This is a genomic window from Chryseobacterium indoltheticum (assembly GCF_003815915.1).
Taxonomy (GTDB): domain Bacteria; phylum Bacteroidota; class Bacteroidia; order Flavobacteriales; family Weeksellaceae; genus Chryseobacterium; species Chryseobacterium indoltheticum.
The window spans coordinates 2,091,273-2,109,785 of the sequence record NZ_CP033929.1 but is presented as its reverse complement, the minus strand read 5'-3'; the positions used below and the strand labels follow the sequence as shown (position 1 = coordinate 2,109,785).

The 18,513-nt window shown below is 34.5% G+C and carries 22 protein-coding genes and 1 pseudogene; 2 read left to right on the top strand and 21 right to left on the bottom strand.

Annotation, left to right across the window (positions count from 1 at the left end; all coding sequences use genetic code 11):
- Positions 1-19 precede the first annotated feature (19 nt).
- Positions 20-1,150, bottom strand: a complete 1,131-nt coding sequence (gene dnaN / locus EG358_RS09890; protein WP_076559420.1) for a DNA polymerase III subunit beta — start codon at positions 1,148-1,150, stop codon at positions 20-22.
- Between the two features lie 116 nt (positions 1,151-1,266).
- On the opposite strand from dnaN, the gene EG358_RS09885 reads away from it, so the two are divergent.
- Positions 1,267-1,626 carry a diacylglycerol kinase family protein gene (locus EG358_RS09885; RefSeq protein ID WP_076559207.1) on the top strand — a complete coding sequence of 120 codons (360 nt, stop codon included), beginning with the start codon at positions 1,267-1,269 and terminating at the stop codon, positions 1,624-1,626.
- Positions 1,627-1,636: 10 nt separating this feature from the next.
- On the opposite strand, the gene EG358_RS09880 is transcribed toward EG358_RS09885, so the two are convergent.
- The 20 genes from EG358_RS09880 to EG358_RS09790 form a co-directional block, all read right to left on the bottom strand.
- Positions 1,637-2,044, bottom strand: a complete 408-nt coding sequence (locus EG358_RS09880; RefSeq protein ID WP_076559209.1) for a barstar family protein — start codon at positions 2,042-2,044, stop codon at positions 1,637-1,639.
- 15 nt (positions 2,045-2,059) lie between these two features.
- Positions 2,060-2,782 carry a DUF4097 family beta strand repeat-containing protein gene (locus EG358_RS09875; RefSeq protein WP_076559211.1) on the bottom strand — a complete coding sequence of 241 codons (723 nt, stop codon included), beginning with the start codon at positions 2,780-2,782 and terminating at the stop codon, positions 2,060-2,062.
- Positions 2,779-3,576 (bottom strand): DUF4097 family beta strand repeat-containing protein, encoded by a 798-nt coding sequence (locus EG358_RS09870; protein ID WP_123890078.1) that lies wholly within the window; start codon positions 3,574-3,576, stop codon positions 2,779-2,781. Before EG358_RS09870 ends, EG358_RS09875 begins: the two co-directional genes overlap by 4 nt.
- A 132-nt stretch (positions 3,577-3,708) precedes the next feature.
- Positions 3,709-4,551: a HEAT repeat domain-containing protein gene (locus EG358_RS09865; protein WP_076559215.1), complete on the bottom strand. Its 843-nt coding sequence runs from the start codon at positions 4,549-4,551 to the stop codon at positions 3,709-3,711.
- Complete coding sequence (locus EG358_RS09860) at positions 4,535-5,107, bottom strand: RNA polymerase sigma factor (RefSeq protein WP_076559217.1); 573 nt, start codon at positions 5,105-5,107, stop codon at positions 4,535-4,537. Before EG358_RS09860 ends, EG358_RS09865 begins: the two co-directional genes overlap by 17 nt.
- A 225-nt stretch (positions 5,108-5,332) precedes the next feature.
- Positions 5,333-9,031 carry a phosphoribosylformylglycinamidine synthase gene (locus tag EG358_RS09855; RefSeq protein WP_076559219.1) on the bottom strand — a complete coding sequence of 1,233 codons (3,699 nt, stop codon included), beginning with the start codon at positions 9,029-9,031 and terminating at the stop codon, positions 5,333-5,335.
- Between the two features lie 231 nt (positions 9,032-9,262).
- Positions 9,263-10,690 (bottom strand): adenylosuccinate lyase, encoded by a 1,428-nt coding sequence (purB, locus tag EG358_RS09850; RefSeq protein ID WP_066678116.1) that lies wholly within the window; start codon positions 10,688-10,690, stop codon positions 9,263-9,265.
- Positions 10,691-10,811: 121 nt separating this feature from the next.
- A complete protein-coding gene (locus EG358_RS09845) occupies positions 10,812-11,270 on the bottom strand; it encodes a DoxX family protein (protein ID WP_076559221.1) in 459 nt (152 codons plus the stop codon).
- A 127-nt stretch (positions 11,271-11,397) separates the two neighbouring features.
- The gene (locus EG358_RS09840) at positions 11,398-11,850 is read right to left on the bottom strand and encodes an SRPBCC family protein (protein ID WP_076559224.1); all 453 of its coding nucleotides are present in this window, start codon (positions 11,848-11,850) and stop codon (positions 11,398-11,400) included.
- Positions 11,851-11,912: 62 nt separating this feature from the next.
- Positions 11,913-12,341 carry an ATPase gene (locus EG358_RS09835; protein WP_076559226.1) on the bottom strand — a complete coding sequence of 143 codons (429 nt, stop codon included), beginning with the start codon at positions 12,339-12,341 and terminating at the stop codon, positions 11,913-11,915.
- Positions 12,342-12,397: 56 nt separating this feature from the next.
- Positions 12,398-13,231: an SDR family oxidoreductase gene (locus EG358_RS09830; protein ID WP_076559229.1), complete on the bottom strand. Its 834-nt coding sequence runs from the start codon at positions 13,229-13,231 to the stop codon at positions 12,398-12,400.
- A 124-nt stretch (positions 13,232-13,355) separates the two neighbouring features.
- Positions 13,356-14,219 carry a VOC family protein gene (locus tag EG358_RS09825; protein WP_076559231.1) on the bottom strand — a complete coding sequence of 288 codons (864 nt, stop codon included), beginning with the start codon at positions 14,217-14,219 and terminating at the stop codon, positions 13,356-13,358.
- A gap of 136 nt (positions 14,220-14,355) precedes the next feature.
- The gene (locus EG358_RS09820) at positions 14,356-14,595 is read right to left on the bottom strand and encodes a helix-hairpin-helix domain-containing protein (protein ID WP_228421297.1); all 240 of its coding nucleotides are present in this window, start codon (positions 14,593-14,595) and stop codon (positions 14,356-14,358) included.
- A 34-nt stretch (positions 14,596-14,629) separates the two neighbouring features.
- Positions 14,630-15,043, bottom strand: a complete 414-nt coding sequence (locus EG358_RS09815) for an SRPBCC family protein (RefSeq protein WP_076559235.1) — start codon at positions 15,041-15,043, stop codon at positions 14,630-14,632.
- Between the two features lie 71 nt (positions 15,044-15,114).
- A complete protein-coding gene (locus tag EG358_RS09810; RefSeq protein WP_076559237.1) occupies positions 15,115-15,546 on the bottom strand; it encodes a VOC family protein in 432 nt (143 codons plus the stop codon).
- A 279-nt stretch (positions 15,547-15,825) separates the two neighbouring features.
- Complete coding sequence (locus EG358_RS09805) at positions 15,826-16,350, bottom strand: hypothetical protein (protein ID WP_076559239.1); 525 nt, start codon at positions 16,348-16,350, stop codon at positions 15,826-15,828.
- Positions 16,351-16,387: 37 nt separating this feature from the next.
- Positions 16,388-16,798 (bottom strand): VOC family protein, encoded by a 411-nt coding sequence (locus tag EG358_RS09800; RefSeq protein WP_076559241.1) that lies wholly within the window; start codon positions 16,796-16,798, stop codon positions 16,388-16,390.
- Positions 16,799-16,831: 33 nt separating this feature from the next.
- Entirely contained in the window at positions 16,832-17,119 is a 288-nt protein-coding gene (locus tag EG358_RS09795) for a VOC family protein (protein ID WP_228421299.1), read from the bottom strand.
- Between the two features lie 18 nt (positions 17,120-17,137).
- The gene (locus EG358_RS20035) at positions 17,138-17,245 is read right to left on the bottom strand and encodes a VOC family protein (RefSeq protein WP_394337950.1); all 108 of its coding nucleotides are present in this window, start codon (positions 17,243-17,245) and stop codon (positions 17,138-17,140) included.
- A 76-nt stretch (positions 17,246-17,321) separates the two neighbouring features.
- Positions 17,322-17,912 (bottom strand): Crp/Fnr family transcriptional regulator, encoded by a 591-nt coding sequence (locus EG358_RS09790; protein WP_076559243.1) that lies wholly within the window; start codon positions 17,910-17,912, stop codon positions 17,322-17,324.
- A gap of 289 nt (positions 17,913-18,201) precedes the next feature.
- On the opposite strand from EG358_RS09790, the pseudogene EG358_RS09785 reads away from it, so the two are divergent.
- Positions 18,202-18,372: pseudogene (locus EG358_RS09785) on the top strand (hypothetical protein); the annotation flags it as partial.
- Positions 18,373-18,513 lie beyond the last annotated feature (141 nt).

Genomic DNA, 18,513 nt, shown 5'->3' with positions numbered 1-18,513 from the left:
CTTATATTTTTTTTTAATCTTACAATCCGATTACAGGCATTGAAAGCATTAAGATATTTTCGTTTTCTTCAAGTCCGTCAAGCGGCTCGATAATTCCCGGTCTGTTTGGCTGAGACATTTTCATTGTAATATCGTCTGCTCCTAAAATACCCAACATTTCTGTTAAGAATTTAGAACTGAAACCAATATTGATATCTTCACCGTTATAATCACAAGGAATCTGCATATCTGCTTTGTTCGCATATTCTGTATCTTCTGCGTGAAGGTGAAGAATATTTGCAGACAATTTGAATCTCACCTGATTGGTTGATTTATTAGACATGATCGACGCTCTTTTAATTGCACCCAATAAAAGGTTTCTGTTGATCGTCAAAACATTCGGGTTCTCTTTAGGAATTACTGCAGTGTAATTAGGATATTTCCCATCGATTAGTCTACAGATCCAGATATGTTTACCAAAAGTAAATTTGGCCATATTCTCGTTGAAGTCGATTGTAATATCTTCATTTGAGCTTGCTAAAATATTTTTGAAAATATTCAAAGGCTTTTTAGGCATGATAAATTCCATTGGCTCAGCATTCATCAAATCTGTTCTTTTGTAAACCACCAATCTGTGAGAATCTGTAGAAACAAAATTAGTTTCGTTTTCTCCAAACTGGAACAAAACTCCCGTCATTACCGGACGAAGAGAATCGTTACTTGTTGCAAAAAGGGTGTTGGTTAACGCTTCAGACAAAACTCCTGCAGGCATTGTGATACTTTGAGAAGCATCAAATTCCGGAATTTCAGGATAATCGTCTGCATTATCTAATGCTACAGCAAAATTATCTTTTTCATCTAAAATTTCAAGCAAACTTCCTGTACCTTCAGCGTTATCTTTTACCGCTAAAGTAAGAGGCTGCTCGCCATACGTTTTAATAAAATCTTGAAAAATCTTAGCTGGAACCGCAAATCTACCAGAATCATCAGACTTCACTTCCAAAGAAGTAATAAGCGTTGTTTCGCCATCAGATGCAGTAATGGTAACGTTGTTTTCGTTTAGTTCAAAAAGATAGTTTTCTAAAATCGGTCTCGACTGAGAACTTGATATTACGCCACTTACAGTTTGCAAAGCCTTCTGCAGTTCACCACTTGAAATAATAAATTTCATAGATTTAAAAATAAGTTTCCACAAATATAACAAATAGAAAACAGATAGAAAAGAATAATATGGAGAGTTATTAACAACCATCAAAATAAATTTATCTTTGTTAAAAATCAAAAGCTATGCGCAAACCTCCGATTCATAAAAGTTTTCTGAATGCTTTTCGAGGTATTTTTTTCATGTTTAGATCTGAAAGAAATTTTCAGATGGAAGTTATTGCTTTACTGATCAACATTTTTTTGATTTTTTATCTGAAACTTTCAACAATAGATACTGTTTTAGTTTTAATAGTTTCATTTGGAGTCTTATCGGCTGAGATTTTCAACACTGCAATCGAGAAAATCTGTGATATCATTCAACCTGAATTTGATAAAAGAATTGGTTTTATTAAAGATATTTCTGCGGGAGCCGTTACTTTAATGGCTATTGCTTCGGTTATTGTTGGAATTTTGGTGTATTGGAAATATATTTTTTTTAATTAAACCGTAAAGATTACTCTAAAATCAGTGTAATATTCTTGTGCGATTCTATAATTTCAATTAAAATATCAAAAAGAGTTTGTCCTTTTCCCTCAATCAATTCATCAAGTTTGCCCTGAATTAATTTCACATTAAAAGGCTTCCCCTGTCTTATTTTATTTTCATAGAATTCTTTAGTTAAATCGAAACCTAAATCTTCTTTTGATTTTTGAGATTCCTTCCAAACGATTTCTAATTTTTCACTGTTTTCAAATACACCAAAACCACTGTAAAGTATATCATCAAAACCATCCAAAGTACCCACTTTCCAATCTGTATCTTTCATAAAAACAGTAGAAATTTCTTCATAGAAACCTTCTAAATCTGAAAAATGACCGCCATTGATGACAGTCATTTTGTTATGATGAATTTCGTTTTTCATTTTTAATTATGGATATTATTTTCTCAGATAAATATTCCCGTATTTAGACTCCAGAATATATTGCGGTCCGTTTCCAAATGTTGTCGTAACTAAAGTACGAAAATCATTCGAGTCTTTTCCCGTGAATTTAGCATCTAAATTTGAATAAATTTGTCCAAAATGGGTTTCTGCAGAAAGCTTCCCAACATTTCTATCCAAAATCGTGGCATCAATTCCACCGTATATCGCATTCACATTGATTGTTCCACCAAAATCTTTCACTTCAACCAAGCCATATTGAGATTCTATTTGCGTAGCTAAAGATTTCGGAACTTTTATTTCTAATTGGATATCAATATCAACGCCATCAGTCATTGAACTAAACGTTACATTGTTTTCTTTACAATATTTTTGATATTCTTCACGGCTTTTAAAAATCAATTTCTGACTTCCCTTTTGAACTGTGATACGATGCGGAATATTTTTCATTTCAGACATTTTGCCTTCAATAACGAGAGAATTACCTTCGTTCGATTCTTTTATCTGAAAAGCATTGTTTCGTTCATTCTCATTAATGTTAACCGTTCCCAAAATTTGAACTTCAGATTTATCCCAAGTACTGATTTTAATCAGTTGCGGATAATCAAATTTCAATGATAATTTTTGATTTTCATCGGTAGGAAAGCTCTTATTAATGGCTGTTTGCGCTGCAGTAAGACCGAAAACGAAACTCGCTGCAAGAATTAACAGCGTTCTCATTTTGCTCTTAAATAAATTTTACTGTAATCGGAACGCACTTCAATATTGGTACCGCCTCCATTCACTTTTCCAATCAATTCATCGCCTTGACGTGCCAAACCCTGTTTCTTTTCAATATCAATTTTAAGATCCGGAGACATATAAATTTCGCCATAAGAGGTTGTGGTTTTAAGATTAGCTTTCACCGATTTAGGAAGTGTAACATCAGCAAATCCGTAAACAGAAATAATCGACAAAGGGCCTTTTACGTTTTGTTTAAATACCGCTTCCACATCTCCATAAATAGATTTTACGACAGCAGGGCCGGTAATATTCTCCAATTTAATACTATTATACGTTGCAGCAATTTCGATTTCATTCTGCATATTTCTGAAAACTACTTCTCCGCCATACTGTGATTGATGCTGAAAAGAAACAATAACATTTTCGGGAACTAAGATTTTTATCTCGGGAAAAGAAATCTTTTTTAACGGATTAACTTCCAATATGCCATCTTTTTCGTTGACATTTATCCCAAGTCCGGTGTTATCTACGATTCCTAAAGCATTAATCGACTGAAGTCCTTCTGCGCGTTTATCCACTTCAGGAACTTCACCTTCCAGCGAAAAAACAATTTCGTTTCCATTATAACCTTCAACCGTTACTTTTCCAAGATTGATGAGAAGTTTACCATTATTCTTTTTAACCTTAAATGTTTTAGAGTTTTCTTTTACAGAATTGGTTTGCTCGATGTTTTCCTGTGCATGGAAAGAAACTGTCATCATGGCAAACATGATTAAATATATCTTTTTCATATGTAGATTTTTATTGTTTTTTAATTGTCCTATGTTATCGCTATACCTTCACACGTGTTTATGATTCTTAATAATGGCGATTTCATACTTTTTAATTTGTTAAATAATTTATTGATTTTTATATAAAAGCTTTTAATATTTCATTAAAACAGCATAGGCTTCATCTTTCACGAAAGCCGCTGTAGTAGGATTTAGAGTAAGTTCCCTCAACTTCGCACTCACTTCACTATTTAATTTGGATGGATTTTTCTGAGCTAAAATGGCAATAAGTTCTTTTTGAACAAACGGATCGTCCTGATTAAGAAAAATCTCACGAATGTGATCTCTGACAGTTGTATTTTCTATGTGTGCAGACAAAGCTTCAACTGCTGCCAATCGTACATTTGTATTTTCGTCTGAAAGTGCTTTTTCAGATAAAATAGCAATCATTTTTTCATCTGAAGGCGAAAAATTGTTTATCAGAGAAATCCCTTCCAGTCTTGAGCTTGCAGAATATTCATCAGCCATTAATTCTAGTGCCTTTACATTCTCAAAATCGTATTCTGTTGCTGAGCTATTATCCTGAACTAAATTTTTCGTTTCTGCTATTCTTTTTGAATGCTTTAAATTATTTTTCTCAAAAACTTTGGGGCTATTTTCCTGCTTTGTCGTCATTATTTTTGCAGTTTTCAGTTCATTTTTGGGTTTTATAATTTCAACTAAATTTTCATCTTCAGTTTTAGTTTTTTCCTGAATGGCAATAGTCGATTTTTCATTTTCTTTTTGGTTCCATAAAGCAAAGCTTCCAACACTGAAAATTATTACTATAGAAGCGGCTGCAATCCACTTTTTCCAAGTAAATAACGGAATTGTTTTTTCTGAAATAGCAGGCTCGTTCAGTTTTGACATTATTTTGTCAAACGTTTCTTCCGGAACTTCGAGTGTATCGAATTCCTCACGATGATCTTCAATATATTTTTTAAGCGAATCTTTCATTTTTGCATTTTTGAGTTAGTTTTTCAAAAATTTTCTTTTTAGCACGGTGATAATAACTTCTTACCGTGCCTGGCGGAATATTTAATTCTTTTGCAATTTCCTCCTGTGGCATATTTTCAAACAGAAAAAGATTAACAATCGTTCTGATCTGTAAAGGAAGCTCTGCAATAACATTTTGAAGTTCCTCTATCCTGAATTCTAGATCCAGCTTTTCTTCAAGTTCATCATCCTTTGTATCCAACATCTTATCATCTTCAATTTCCGCAAAATATATTTTCTTTTTCCGTAAAAAATTGAGTGCGTGATTGATGGCAATCCGTTTAACCCAACCTCCGAAACTATCGGTATTTTTTAAGGATTTTATTTCTGAAAATGCTTTCACAAAAACCTCCTGAAGAATATCTTCTGCTTCTTCCCTATCATTAACAAGACGAAAAATAGAATTGAAAGCAGCTTTAGAATACCGTTGGTAAAGCACAGAATATCCGGAATTGTTGCCAGAACCGCATAGCTCCAACAATTCCTTGTCACTGATATTTACTGCTGTTGTTTTCAAAAATTGGTTCCGGTTTATTCTTTCTACTTAATAGACGCAATCACATCGTTTATGTTGCAATTTATTTTAAATTTTTTCACAAAAAAAATGACTGCCATTGTTGACAGTCATTTTTCATTTATTATTAATTGCTTTTTTATTATTCCTAACACCAAACCTAACCGTTTTTTGAATCCGTTAGATTTTAGTTCGAAAGCCAAAAGCTAATCGCCAGAAACTTAAAGCCTACTTGAAGTATTCAACTCCGTTTTTAAATATATTGTGATAATTCGCAGTTGGAATGTTTTTCATCAATCCTTCTGCGAAACGTTCAGGATGCCCCATTCTACCATAGATTTTTCCACACGGACTCGTAATTCCTTCAATTCCAAACAATGAGTTATTTGGATTGAATGGCATTCCGTGAGCGATGTTTCCATCTAAATCTAAATATTGAGTGGCAATCTGTCCGTTTTCATACAACTTCTGAATTTCTTCTTCTGAAGCCATAAAACGACCTTCACCGTGAGAAATCGGAATGGTGAAAACCTGATCTTTCATTCCTTTCAACCAAGGCGATTCATCGTTCAGAACTTTTACATTCACCATCTGAGAAATGTGTCTTCTGATTGCATTGTGAGCCAACGTCGGAGAATTTTCATCTAAGTCTTTAATTCTTCCGTAAGGCAACAATCCGGATTTAACCAATGCCTGGAAACCATTACAAATCCCGATGATCATTCCGTCTCTGTCGAGCAATTCGTGAACGGCATTTCTCATCTTTTCATTCTTCAAAACATTCACGATAAACTTAGCAGAACCGTCCGGTTCATCACCCGCAGAAAACCCTCCAGAGAATGCTAAAATCTGTGACTGTTTAATTTCTTCCACCCACGCATCGATGCTCTCATCAAGCAACTGATGATTGATATTTATTAAAGGTAAACTGCTTACAATTGCACCTTCTTTTTGGAATGCATTCAGTGTATCATATTCGCAATTTGTCCCCGGGAAAACCGGCGCAAAAACTCTTGGCTTCGCCAATCCGTGTTTTTTGATAACGATATTTCTTGGGTTGATTGAGTTCAGTTTTGAATCCAATTCAACCACGATCTTTTCTTTTTCAACCGTTGAGAAAAGGTTTTCAAAAGTTTTCGTATTGGCTTCAAGTAATTTTTCGATTTCAAAATCCAAATTACTGATTTTCAAAACACTTGAATTTTTAACTTCACCAATTAATTGAAGTTCAACAGAGCTTAATTCTTCAGTTGATTCGATGATTAAACTTCCAATATTTTTAGCTAATAAAACACTCTCGTCAGCAACATTTATTTCAGCTCCCAATCTGTTTCCGAAACTCATTTTTGCTAAAGCAACTGCAACTCCGCCTTCTTTAATTGTCTTCACAGAAACAATTTTTCCAGCCTTGATATTTTCGAAAATAAGTTCGTAAACATCTTTCAATTTATCATAGTTTGGAAGTCCGTTTTCCTGTGGAATATGATTGAAGAAATACAGTTTATTTCCCGCCTGTTTAAATTCCGGAGAGATGATATTTTTCTTTTCTCCATTAGCACAAGCAAATGAAATCAACGTTGGTGGAACATTCAAATCTTGGTATGTTCCACTCATAGAATCTTTACCTCCAATTGCTGCTAAACCGAAATTGATTTGAGCATCATAAGCTCCTAAAAGAGACGCCAAAGGTTTCCCCCACTTTTCTGGATTTTGTCCTAATTTTTCAAAATATTCCTGGAAACTGAATCTGATATTTTTATAATCGCCACCCATCGCAACGATTTTCGCAACACTTTCAACCACCGCATAAGAAGCTCCCAACAATGAGTTTTGCTTTGAAATTTCAGCATCAAATCCCCAACTTGCCAAAGAAACCGTTTCGACGTCTTTTGCTCCTAAAATTGGCAACGTCTGAACACTTCCTTCCATCAAAGTTTGCTGATATTTTCCACCTAAAGGCATCGCAACCGTAGTAGCACCGATAGATGAATCGAACATCTCCAATAAACCTTTTTGAGAAGCGACATTTTTATCGCTTAATATTTTTAAGAAATTCTCTTCGTTAAAAGTCTGTGCTTCTTCTTTCAATTCATTAAGATGTGTAATCTTAACTTCTTGGCTTTTAGAACAACCGTTGGTATCCAGGAATTCTCTTGAAAGGTCAACAATTTTATCGCCTTTCCAGAACATCTGCATTCTTCCAGAATCTGTTACTTTTGCCACTTCAACAGCAACAATGTTTTCAGCTTCACAGAACTTGATGAACTGCTCTTTATCTTTTGGTTCAACCACAACTGCCATTCTTTCCTGAGATTCAGAAATAGCAAGCTCGGTTCCGTTCAAACCTTCGTATTTTAAAGGTAAAACATCAAGATTAACTTCCAAAGAATCAGCAATTTCGCCTATTGCAACAGAAACTCCACCCGCTCCGAAGTCGTTTGACTTCTTAATCAATCTAGTCACTTCAGGATTTCTGAATAATCTCTGAATTTTACGTTCTTCAACCGCATTTCCTTTCTGAACTTCAGAACTCATCGTGTGGATAGAAGTTTCGTCCTGCTCTTTTGAACTTCCGCTTGCTCCACCAACTCCGTCACGACCTGTTGCACCACCTAAAATGATGATAGAATCGCCAGCTTCAGGTTTTTCACGTCTTACCCAATCCACAGGAACTGCTCCGGCAACGAAACCAACTTCCATTCTTTTCGCTTTGTAGCCTTCGTCATAGATTTCAGAAACCATTGTAGTTGCCAAACCGATTTGGTTACCGTAAGAAGAATATCCGTTTGCCGCTTGTTTTGTGATTGTTTTTTGAGGTAATTTACCCGGTAAAGTTTTGTCAACCGATTCTAAAACATCGGCAGCACCCGTTAATCTCATCGCCTGGAACACAAAAGAACGTCCAGATAAAGGATCTCTAATCGCGCCACCTAAACACGTTGAAGCACCTCCAAAAGGTTCAATTTCTGTCGGGTGATTGTGTGTTTCGTTTTTGAATAATAAATACCAAGGTTCTTTTTTACCATCGTATTCAGCTTCGATCTGGATGGTACAAGCGTTGATTTCGTCTGAAACCACCAAGTTATCAAGCTTTCCGGTTTTACTAAAATATCTTCCGCAAACGGTCGCCAAATCCATTAAAGAGATTGGTTTCAATTCACGTCCTAAGAATTTTCTTTTTTCGATATAATCATTGAAAATAGTTTCCAATGTATGTTTAAACTGTCCTTCAAATTCAATATTTGACAATTCTGTTTCAAAAGTTGTGTGACGACAGTGGTCGCTCCAATACGTGTCTAAAACTTTCAGTTCAGTTTCTGTAGGATTTCTCTGTTCAGTTTTAAAATATTCCTGAATGAATTTCAAATCATCCAAACCTAAAGCAAAACCGTGATTATTAAAGAATTCTTCTAATTGAGCATCATCAAAATTGATAAAACCTTCGTGAACAATTACTTTTGACGGCGTTTCTTCCGCAGGAATATTTAAAGTTGATAGATCTTTCTCCTGAGATTCTACTTTATTGATTAAAAGGTCTTTGATTTTTACCAAGTCAGATTCAGAAACTCCTTCAAACTCGATAAGTTTACCGCTTCTTACTTTAGACTTCTCATTTTCAGTCAGTAAAGCAATACATTGTTGCGCAGAATCAGCACGCTGATCGTATTGTCCCGGTAAAAATTCTAATGCGAAATGGATTCCCTGTGCAGGGTTTTCTTCGATTAAAATATCAGTAACCGGATCTACGAAAGTGCTGTTTACCACTTTTTCGAATTCACCATCATTTAATCCAAAAATATCGTAAACGTTATACACCTTTACGCTTTGGATAGACGGAACCACCGCTTTTACTTCATCAAAAATCTTTGGACTTTCTACATCGAAAATTCCTCTTTTTTCTACGAAAATTCTTTTGTTATTAGACATTAGATGCCAGATATTTATTAGATTTATTTTTAATTTTTAACTGAAATTTATGTTGGCAATCCCACTTTGCAGCCCGACTTGAGTGGAGCTCTTTTGCCGAAACGAAGTGTAGGCAAAAAGCGGGAACGGAAGGCGGATAAAGCTGCCATAAAAAAATCAGTGTTTCTGAAAACTTTGTCAAATCTTAAACTTAACAAAGTAAAAAATGCAGCCGAAAAGACTGCATATCATTTATACTTTAAGATCAGCCTCCAAACCAATCAGGTCTTTATTGGCATCAATGATCGGCTGAACTTCATTTGCGATGAATTCTTCCGTTTGAATTGGTGCAAACCCGATAAAGTTTTTAGGATCTAAAACTTCTTTTAATTTTGACTTATCAAGCTTTAATGAATCGTCATTTAAGATTCTTTCGATAAGGTCATTTTCTTTACCTTCTTCTTTCACTTTTTTAGAAGCTTCCATTGAATGAACTCTGATCACTTCGTGGATTTCCTGACGGTCTCCACCAGCTTTTACCTCTTCCATGATGATGTATTCTGTCGCCATGAAAGGAAGTTCTTCCATAATATGCTTGTTGATTCTGTTCGGATATACCACGATTCCGTTCATGATGTTGTTCCAAATCAATAGAATTGCATCAACAGCCAAGAAAGCCTGAGGAATCGTTAATCTCTTGTTTGCAGAATCATCTAAAGTTCTTTCAAACCATTGCGTAGAAGCGACCATTGCAGAACTCGTCGTCAAAGACATAACATATTTTGCCAACGCTCCGATTCTTTCGCTTCTCATTGGATTACGCTTGTAAGCCATTGCAGATGAACCGATTTGGTTTTTTTCGAATGGTTCTTCAATTTCTTTCAAATTTTGAAGAAGACGTAGATCGTTGGTAAATTTATGTGCAGATTGTGCAATATTTCCTAATAAAGCGACCACTTTAGCATCGATTTTTCTGTCATAAGTCTGTCCAGAAACTCCGAAAACTTTCTCAAAACCGAATCTTTTTGAAAGCTCTTTATCTAAATGTTTTACTTTAGAATAATCACCGTTGAAAAGCTCAAGGAAACTTGCAGCAGTTCCTGTTGTTCCTTTTACTCCTCTGAAACGTAGCGTTTCTAAGAAGAAATCAAGCTCCTCGATGTCTAGAACCAAACTTTGTAACCAAAGTGTAGCTCTTTTTCCAACAGTTGTTAACTGAGCTGGTTGGAAGTGTGTAAATCCTAAAGTTGGTAAATCTTTATATTGAATAGCAAAATCAGAAAGATTTTTCATTACGTTAACCAACTTTTTCTTTAAAATTAAAAGTCCGTCACGGATTTGAATTAAATCTGTATTATCTCCTACAAATGCCGAAGTAGCTCCTAAGTGAATAATTCCTTTAGCAGAAGGCGCCACATCACCATAAGCGTGAACGTGAGCCATTACATCATGACGGAATTTTTTCTCGTATTCTGCCGCTTTATCGTAATCGATATTATCAACATTGGCTTTCAACTCAGCAATTTGCTCGTCTGTAATCTCAAGACCTAAGTCTTTTTCAATTTCAGCAAGGGCAATCCAAAGCTTTCTCCAATTCTGGAATTTATTATTATGAGAAAAGTTAAATAACATTTCTTCACTGGAGTAGCGCTCTTCCAATGGATTTTTGTAGGAATTCATTTCTTTACTTTTACTTTTTAGATATGCAAAAATAAGGATTTTCGGTGAGAGATAAAAATCGTGATGTTGGTTTTAAATTTTGTTTAAAATAGACTTGTTTTAACCGATTTAAAGCTAATTTTCAGTTCAGATAAATTCCGAAATACCATGTCCAGGTTATTAAAATAATCTGCATTGGAATTCTTTCTTTATACAAATAAGCCATTCCGGGACCAGAATAATCTGCTTTAAAAAGGTTCACTTTCTTTCGTGATGAATAAACATTAGCAATAAACACTAAAATTAAAAAGATAATCAACAAAATTGAAGTAAGCTCCCGAATTGAAGGAATCATTAAGCCAATTGCCGTCAGAATTTCAATTAGACCTGTAAAATAGACCCAAAACATTTTTGCCGGAATAAATTTAGGAATCATTAAAGCCATTCCTTTTTGAAATTTAAAATGGGCAAAACCTGTGAAAATCATGAAAACTGCCATTCCAAGATTTCCGGAAAATAGAAGATTCCAATTTCCCTCAAAGATTTTTGTTCCGACTAAAGCTAAAGCAAATGTAATAAAAAGGATTCCCAGTAATTTCATATTAATTGTTTTAAATTCTCACATATATCACTGATTTTCACAAATGATTGAGAATATTTTTTTAAAGTTAAATAAAAAAAGAGGTTTTCTCTAAAAAAACCTCCTGATATAAACTATACAAATCTTATTAATTCGATTCCGCAAGATCTTTAACAATCTGTAAACCTTTGGTAAAGCCTTCGTTCATATGATCTTTCCATTCGCTTTCGGCCTGAACTTCTGCTTGAAGTTTTACCGTTCCGTCATCGAGCGAAATCAGGAAATATTTTTCAAAAGAACCGTTCCACTCCATCACTTCTTTACTTTGAGTGTCTTCATTTCCTTCTTTATCAACCATTCCTAAATGTTTAAAAACAATCTGATCGGGCTTTTCCAAGCTATCGATCGTGGATACCATTCCTTCACCTTCTGTATTTGTAAAATACGTTTTTCCACCAACTTGCCAATCTGATTTCATTATTGAAATCGACTTAGGATTGAAATATTTCGTCCATTCACTGTACGTTTCTGGTGTCCACAAGACATCCCATATTTTTTGTTTTGGAGCATTGATAATAATGTCGTACGATAAATTTTCCATAATAATGATTTTTTGATGTGTGTGATTTGGTTAAAATCACTTGTGTCTTTGCAATCAATCACTTAAAGCTGATTTTCAGCCAGATTCTTTACATTTTGAAGCGCAGCCGGGAATTTTTCTTCAAAAAAATCTTTGAATTCCGGTGACGATTTAATGGCTACTTTCAATATAGTTTCTTCTTCTGTTTCCTCTAAAATATAAGATTCTGTAGCGTCTCCCCAATCTTGTGGAGTTTCTACGCCATCATAAATTTCGCCCAAATGCAGAAAAATCATCTCTTTATTGGGATCATTCTTTACAACACGACTGTACATTCCGTTATTGTTTGGATCAAAAAATTTAATGATGCTGCCTTCATCCCAAGTGCCGAGATAAAATGAGCCTTTAGAAAACGCTGAAGTCCATTGTCTGTAACTCAAATCATCCCACAAAACGGTCCATATTTTTTCCGGAGCTGCATTAATTTTAATTTCGAATTCTAAAGTTTCCATAATTTAATTATATTTAGTTTAGGTTTAGGTTTAGGTTTAGGTTTAGGTAAAAATATTTATCCGCCGACAAAATCACCGCCATTGATGTGAATAATTTCACCCGTGATAAAACTTGAATCTTCAGAAGCCAGAAAAACATACGCAGGTGCAACTTCTGAAGGCTGACCGGCTCTTTTTAAAGGTGTATCTTTTCCGAAAGAAGCAATATCTTCAAAAGTTTCTTTCACTAGCGGAGTCCAAATCGGGCCCGGAGCAACACCGTTGACCAAAATTTTCTGCTCGGCAAGATTTGTGGCCAATGAACGAATAAAAGTTGCGATTGCACCTTTTGTTGCCGAATAATCGATGAGATGATCGCTTCCGCGATAGGCAGTTACCGAAGTGGTACAAATGATTCGTGCGCCTTTATTCATTACCTTCAAACAGTCTCTTGTAAAAGAAATCATTGAAATGATATTGACGTTGAATGTTTCATTAATCTGATCATCCGAAATTTTTTCGATCTCACCTTTCGGAAACTGAATTCCGGCATTATTGACCAGAATATCAACATTTTTCCAATGTTTACTAATCTTTTCTAAAGTATTTTTTCTAAATGCTTTTTTAGAAATATCACCTTTGAAAAGAATACATTCCTGACCCTCTTTTTCAACCAATCTTTGGGTTTCTCTGGCATCTTTTACACTTTCTTTATAGATAATGGCAACATCGGCTCCTTCTCTTGCAAAATGTACAGCTACTGCCTGACCGATTCCGCTGTCGCCCCCGGAAATAATAGCTTTTTTATTAAGTAATTTTTTGCTTCCTAAATAATTTTGCCTGATAATCTCAGGATATAAACCGTCTTTAGGTACTTTGGAAAGTGATTTTGACTTGTTCTGCGTCTTCATAAGCAAATCTTTTTCAGAACTGTATCAAACAACAAGCCGAATAATGGAAGTAGAAGTTTGATGTTGGAAGCTGAAAGTTTTTAAACACTCAAATAACTTCTGACATCCAACTTCCATCACCCAGTTAAGAATGATAAGCTTCTTCTAAATCTTTAATTACAATTTTTTGCATTTTCATCATAGCCTGTACTACAATTTGGGCTTTTTGCTGATTAGAATCGCTCATCAGCTCAATTAATCTTGTGGGTACAATTTGCCAGCTCATTCCGAATTTATCTTTTAGCCAACCACACATACTTTCTCTACCCCCATCTGTAGTGAGAGAGCTCCAAAGGTGATCTGTTTCTTCCTGATTTTCTGTCATAATGACCATTGAAATCCCTTCATTAAAATCAAATTTGTGATCGTAAGAATTATCCATGCAAAACATTGAATAACCGTCAATTTCAAAATGGGCGTGTTGTACATTTTCCGGAACTTCGTGATTTTCATCATTTACGCCTTCTCCATATTTCAAGACGCTTTCTATTTTTGAATTGGGGAAAATTGTGGTGTACGATTCCATCGCTTCCAATGCTTTTCCGTTATTTTGATGGATAAACATTAAAGTCGGAATAATTCTTTGCTCGCTTTTCTTTTCACCTAAATATATTTGCCAAGTAACTCCAAATTTATCTCGGATCCAACCATATTTTTTACTCCAAGGATAAGAATCTAACGCCATCAAAACAATCCCTCCGTCTTCCAACTGATTCCAATATTCTTGAACTTCATCTTCCGTTTCACACATTACCATAAACGAAACGGAAGCATTTTTTTCAAAATGCGGGCCGCCATTTAAAAGCATTAATTTCTGTCCGAAAAGTTCTACATTTAAAACTACCGGAGTATCTGCAGTAATTTTTCCATCAAATATTTTGCAGTAAAATTCAGCTGATTCTTTTGCATCACCATCATACCAAAGGCATGGGAAAATATTGTTATTCATTGTTTTAAAATTTAAAGTTGATTGAGTTCAAACACGACTTGTTTAATATTTATTCTTTATTATGTTAAGAAAAATATGTGACGTATTTATATTTAAAGATTGCTTCGCTGGCAATGACAAACTTTATGTTTAGTTTTTAATTATTTTTAAAGGAAATCTGATTTTCCTGCATATAGCATTTTAATTTCTCCATCGCATTTTTTCCAAAACCGTGAAGTTGCATGATTTCCTGCTCAGAATAAAGTGACAGTTTTTCTAAAGAATCAATCTTTTCTTTTTCAAGAGCCCTTCTTGCAGGCATCGCTATAATCCCCTTCAAAAAATCTCCATTCGCAACATAATTAACAGCACAAATAGAGGTTAAACACTTTGCCATAATTATTAAGTTGATCATATTGCAAAAAAAATTGTTAGTTGTTTTCTACATATTTATGAAAATTGTTGAGTATTGCATACCAACCTTCACGTTGCATTTCAGCTGAATTTTGTTTTTCAGGATCGAAAATCTCGGTTACTTTAGTGGTATTTTCGTCTATTTTCTCAAAAATCACTTCTACTTCTCTTCCATCTTCAATGTGATATTTTATTCTTTCATTCGGAATCACTTCGTCATAAATTCCGATGTAATCAAATCCGAAGCTTCCGTCTTTTGCCTCCATTCGGTTATTGAACTTCCCGCCTGGTTTCAAATCACTTTCAGAAATCGGACAAAACCAGCTTTCGTGTGCAAAATTCCATTTGGTAATGTGTTTTGGATCATTAAAATAATCCCAGACTTTTTCTACCGGCGCCAAGATCGTAATGTCAATTTTAACTTTGTCCATTTAATATTTTGTTTTTATGGTGTAAAATAAGGGTAAATTAACATCTACCCTTTCATTAATTAAATATAAAACTATTTTGTGTATTCTTCGTTATAATTAATCATCCAATGAACACCAAACTGATCCTGAAAGCTTCCGAAATAATCTCCCCAAAACTGGTCTTCAAGCGGCATTTCAATATTTCCACCTTCTGAAAGTCTTTTAAAAATTCGATCTGCATCTTCTCTGGAATCAGGGAAAATTGAAACATAATTATTATTTCCAACGGTTAATTTCTGTCCGAATGACGGCACAATATCTGAAGCCATCAAAAGATCTCCACCAATGGGAAGCGCAATGTGCATGACTCTGTTTTTTTCTTCGTCTGAAAGATTTTCAGTTCCGGGAGCATTTCCCATTTTGTGAATTTCTCCAACGAATTCTCCACCGAAAACAGATTTATAAAATGTAAATGCTTTTTCTGCTGTACCGTCAAAATTCAGGTACGGATTTAATTTTGCCATGATTTTTATTTTTAAAAAGTTAGTTTTTTTAAACACGAGTTTCGCTAATGGTTTTTACGAATAAAACAATTAAATTTATCATGAAATTTGTGTAACCATTTGTGTCATTTGTGTTTATTTAAACGCAAAGAGCACAAAGATTTTTTATCTAATTGAGAATGCTTTTCGTTCGCAAAGGCGTTTGATTCAGCAAAGAAAATAAGTTATATTTTTATACGTTTTGTCATTCTGAACGAAACGAAGTGCAGTGAAGAATCTGTTTTAAATATACATTTGATTTTAATACTTCATATTCTCATCAAAGTCATATTTCATTCCTTCGTACCCAAGAATTCTGCGCATCAATCCGATTTGTCCACACAGATAATCTTCACGACCAATGCACATTCCAACAAAATTTAGAACTGTTTCAGGAAAAAAATCAATGTTCATTCCCATCGGAAATGCTTTCTCTAAATCTTCGTCTGATGCTTCCAATAATTTATTGTAAACAAGCGGTGAGATTTTATGAAAAGAATCTTTCAATTCTTGTAAAGACGGGTATTCTAAGTTTTCATCTAACGCTTTTCCCTGCAAGAAAAAATCTTTAAACTCAAATTCTTCATTTAATCCGAGCACGCTTCCCATTGCATAGCGCATATCGAGAAAATTACCTACCATCCAAACGATATGGTTTGTTCTGCCTTCAATTCTTTTCAGCCCATCTTCCTCTGAAATTCCATCAAGAACCATCAGAAAACTCTGACTGTGACCTCTAAATGCAGGAATTATAATTTCTAATTTTGATGACTTTGGTGTGTCCATAATTTAAGGTTAAGGTTAAGGTTGATTCAAATTGAGCTTAAGGCTGTGAAGGCATTTGCGACATATCTGCAAACGTCACATTCCATCCGTGTCCGTTGATGTCCCAAAAAGAATTTTGATACATCCATCCGTAATCTTGTGGTTCTTCGTGTTGATAAGCTCCGTTCGCTACGGCTGCATTAACAACCTGATCAACTTCCTCACGACTGTTTAAACCAATTGCAACCAGAACTTGTGTTGTATCGCCTTTCGGAACAGGTCTTTCTGAAAATGTTTGAAAATATTCTTCCTTTAAAAACATGACGTAAATAGTATCGTTCAACACAACACAAACCGCTTTATCGTCTGAAAATTGCTCGTTGACGGTAAATCCTACGTTAGTCCAGAATTCTTTTGTTTTCTGAATATCTTTCACCGGAAGATTCACATAAATTTGATTGACTTTCATTTTGTAATTTTTTATTTAGGTTAAATCTGAAATTTAAAATTCTGCAGGAAGCTGAGACATATCTGAAAAAAGTACTTCCCATTGATGACCGTCTAAATCTGCAAAAGTTTTCTGATACATCCAGCCATAATCTCTAGGCTCACTGTATTTGGAACCTCCATTTTCTGTAGCAGTTTTCACCATTTGATCAACTTCTTCACGACTGTTTACACCAATTGCAAGAAGAGTTTGAGTAGTATCTCCCTTTGCAACAGGTCTGTCTGTGAAAGTTTGGAAAAACTCTTCTTTTAAAAACATGGTGTAAATATGATCTTGTTTCATGATTACACAGATTGCTTTTTAATCAGAAAATTGTTCGTTGATAGAAAACCCAAGTTTCGTCCAGAATTCTCTCGTTTTCTGAACATCTTTTACAGGAAGGTTTACGTAAATTTGATTGATTTCCATTTTGTAATTTTTGATGTTAAACTTTTAACCAAAATTACCAAGTCACTCTGAAAATCAACTTGCCATAAGACAAGATTTAATTTTTCTTCGGATGTGATACCAATTCTTTACGGATTCTGCTCAGTGAAGTGTCAGTAACTCCAAGATATGAGGCTATCTGCTTAAGTGGTGCAAATTGTACGACTTGAGATTTTTGCTCTAAAAGATGAAGATAACGTTTTGTTGCAGAAAGTATAAACATCTCAACCGAGCGCTGTTTGCATAAAAAAAGCTGCTGAGACATCCAAGCTCTTCCCCATTCTCTGAGATTCGGAATCTTATGAAATAGTTCCTGAAAAACATCAAAATCCATCTTCCAACATTCACAATCGGTGATACAAACAATGTTTTCCTGCGTAGGAATTCTTTGAAAAAGTGAAGAAACATCGATGATAATTTCGTTTTCTGTAAAAAAGTTTGTCGTCACATCGTTTCCGTTGAAATCATTGACAAAAGAACGTGCCAAACCTTTTTCTAAAATATAATATTCATTAGCCATTTTGCCTTCCTGCAGAATAGTTTCCCCTTTTTGAAAAATTACTTTTTCGTGAGCCTGAATAATTTCATCAAGTTCTTCCTGAAAAAAGAAAGGAAAATCGCGGTAAACGTCAAAGGCTTTGTTGGTCATCCAAATACTATTTTAAGATTTTAAAATTAAAATTTTTATTGGAATTGGAAGTGTTTTTTTTGGATTACCTGAATTTAAATATTGTAATCCTAGATTTTAATTAATTACAAAGTATTGTAATACATTATTTACCAATTCTGGTGAAAAAACTTATCAAATCTAAATGCCCATTTTGTCATTCCATAGGAATCTAAGCAAAGAATTAATTTTAAAATAGTTGAGATTCCTTCGGAATGACAAACTAGATGCTAATTAGATACTGATTTTTGAGATCATTTAAGGTTAATTTAAGCAGATGGAAGATAACATCAACAAATTCCGTGCAAGTGCTACAAGAGCTTCTTTTGCGCAGTCTTTGATTAAAAAATTAGATAAAATAGAGCGTATTGAAGTGGATAACGAAGACGTTTCCAAATTCAATATCCGTTTCGTACAGTCACAAGTTCCAGGAAAAGTTATTGATTCAATGATATTTTGAAAATATTTTTAAAGATTTCCCGAAAGCTTCTTACTATGGTGTTTTGCCTTTTCGTGGGTTCCCGCAAGTCTGTCGCAGGGGTGAAAGAAGGTTTCAAGAGTTGCCGAAAGTTTCTTACTAGTG

Bases quoted from the DNA above. Each gene is read 5' to 3' on its own strand.
- EG358_RS09845 (WP_076559221.1), bottom strand. From the start codon at position 11,270: ATGAAATTACTGGGAATCCTTTTTATTACATTTGCTTTAGCTTTAGTC.
- EG358_RS09855 (WP_076559219.1), bottom strand. From the start codon at position 9,031: ATGTCTAATAACAAAAGAATTTTCGTAGAAAAAAGAGGAATTTTCGAT.
- EG358_RS09800 (WP_076559241.1), bottom strand. From the start codon at position 16,798: ATGAAAGTCAATCAAATTTATGTGAATCTTCCGGTGAAAGATATTCAG.
- EG358_RS09795 (WP_228421299.1), bottom strand. From the start codon at position 17,119: ATGAAACAAGATCATATTTACACCATGTTTTTAAAAGAAGAGTTTTTC.
- EG358_RS09830 (WP_076559229.1), bottom strand. From the start codon at position 13,231: ATGAAGACGCAGAACAAGTCAAAATCACTTTCCAAAGTACCTAAAGAC.
- EG358_RS09840 (WP_076559224.1), bottom strand. From the start codon at position 11,850: ATGGAAAATTTATCGTACGACATTATTATCAATGCTCCAAAACAAAAA.
- EG358_RS09815 (WP_076559235.1), bottom strand. From the start codon at position 15,043: ATGGACAAAGTTAAAATTGACATTACGATCTTGGCGCCGGTAGAAAAA.
- EG358_RS09870 (WP_123890078.1), bottom strand. From the start codon at position 3,576: ATGAAAAAGATATATTTAATCATGTTTGCCATGATGACAGTTTCTTTC.
- EG358_RS09880 (WP_076559209.1), bottom strand. From the start codon at position 2,044: ATGAAAAACGAAATTCATCATAACAAAATGACTGTCATCAATGGCGGT.
- EG358_RS09805 (WP_076559239.1), bottom strand. From the start codon at position 16,350: ATGGACACACCAAAGTCATCAAAATTAGAAATTATAATTCCTGCATTT.
- EG358_RS09820 (WP_228421297.1), bottom strand. From the start codon at position 14,595: ATGGCAAAGTGTTTAACCTCTATTTGTGCTGTTAATTATGTTGCGAAT.
- purB (WP_066678116.1), bottom strand. From the start codon at position 10,690: ATGAATTCCTACAAAAATCCATTGGAAGAGCGCTACTCCAGTGAAGAA.
- EG358_RS09875 (WP_076559211.1), bottom strand. From the start codon at position 2,782: ATGAGAACGCTGTTAATTCTTGCAGCGAGTTTCGTTTTCGGTCTTACT.
- dnaN (WP_076559420.1), bottom strand. From the start codon at position 1,150: ATGAAATTTATTATTTCAAGTGGTGAACTGCAGAAGGCTTTGCAAACT.
- EG358_RS09825 (WP_076559231.1), bottom strand. From the start codon at position 14,219: ATGAATAACAATATTTTCCCATGCCTTTGGTATGATGGTGATGCAAAA.
- EG358_RS09865 (WP_076559215.1), bottom strand. From the start codon at position 4,551: ATGAAAGATTCGCTTAAAAAATATATTGAAGATCATCGTGAGGAATTC.
- EG358_RS09835 (WP_076559226.1), bottom strand. From the start codon at position 12,341: ATGGAAACTTTAGAATTCGAAATTAAAATTAATGCAGCTCCGGAAAAA.
- EG358_RS09790 (WP_076559243.1), bottom strand. From the start codon at position 17,912: ATGACCAACAAAGCCTTTGACGTTTACCGCGATTTTCCTTTCTTTTTT.
- EG358_RS09885 (WP_076559207.1), top strand. From the start codon at position 1,267: ATGCGCAAACCTCCGATTCATAAAAGTTTTCTGAATGCTTTTCGAGGT.
- EG358_RS20035 (WP_394337950.1), bottom strand. From the start codon at position 17,245: ATGGAAATCAATCAAATTTACGTAAACCTTCCTGTAAAAGATGTTCAG.
- EG358_RS09810 (WP_076559237.1), bottom strand. From the start codon at position 15,546: ATGGCAAAATTAAATCCGTACCTGAATTTTGACGGTACAGCAGAAAAA.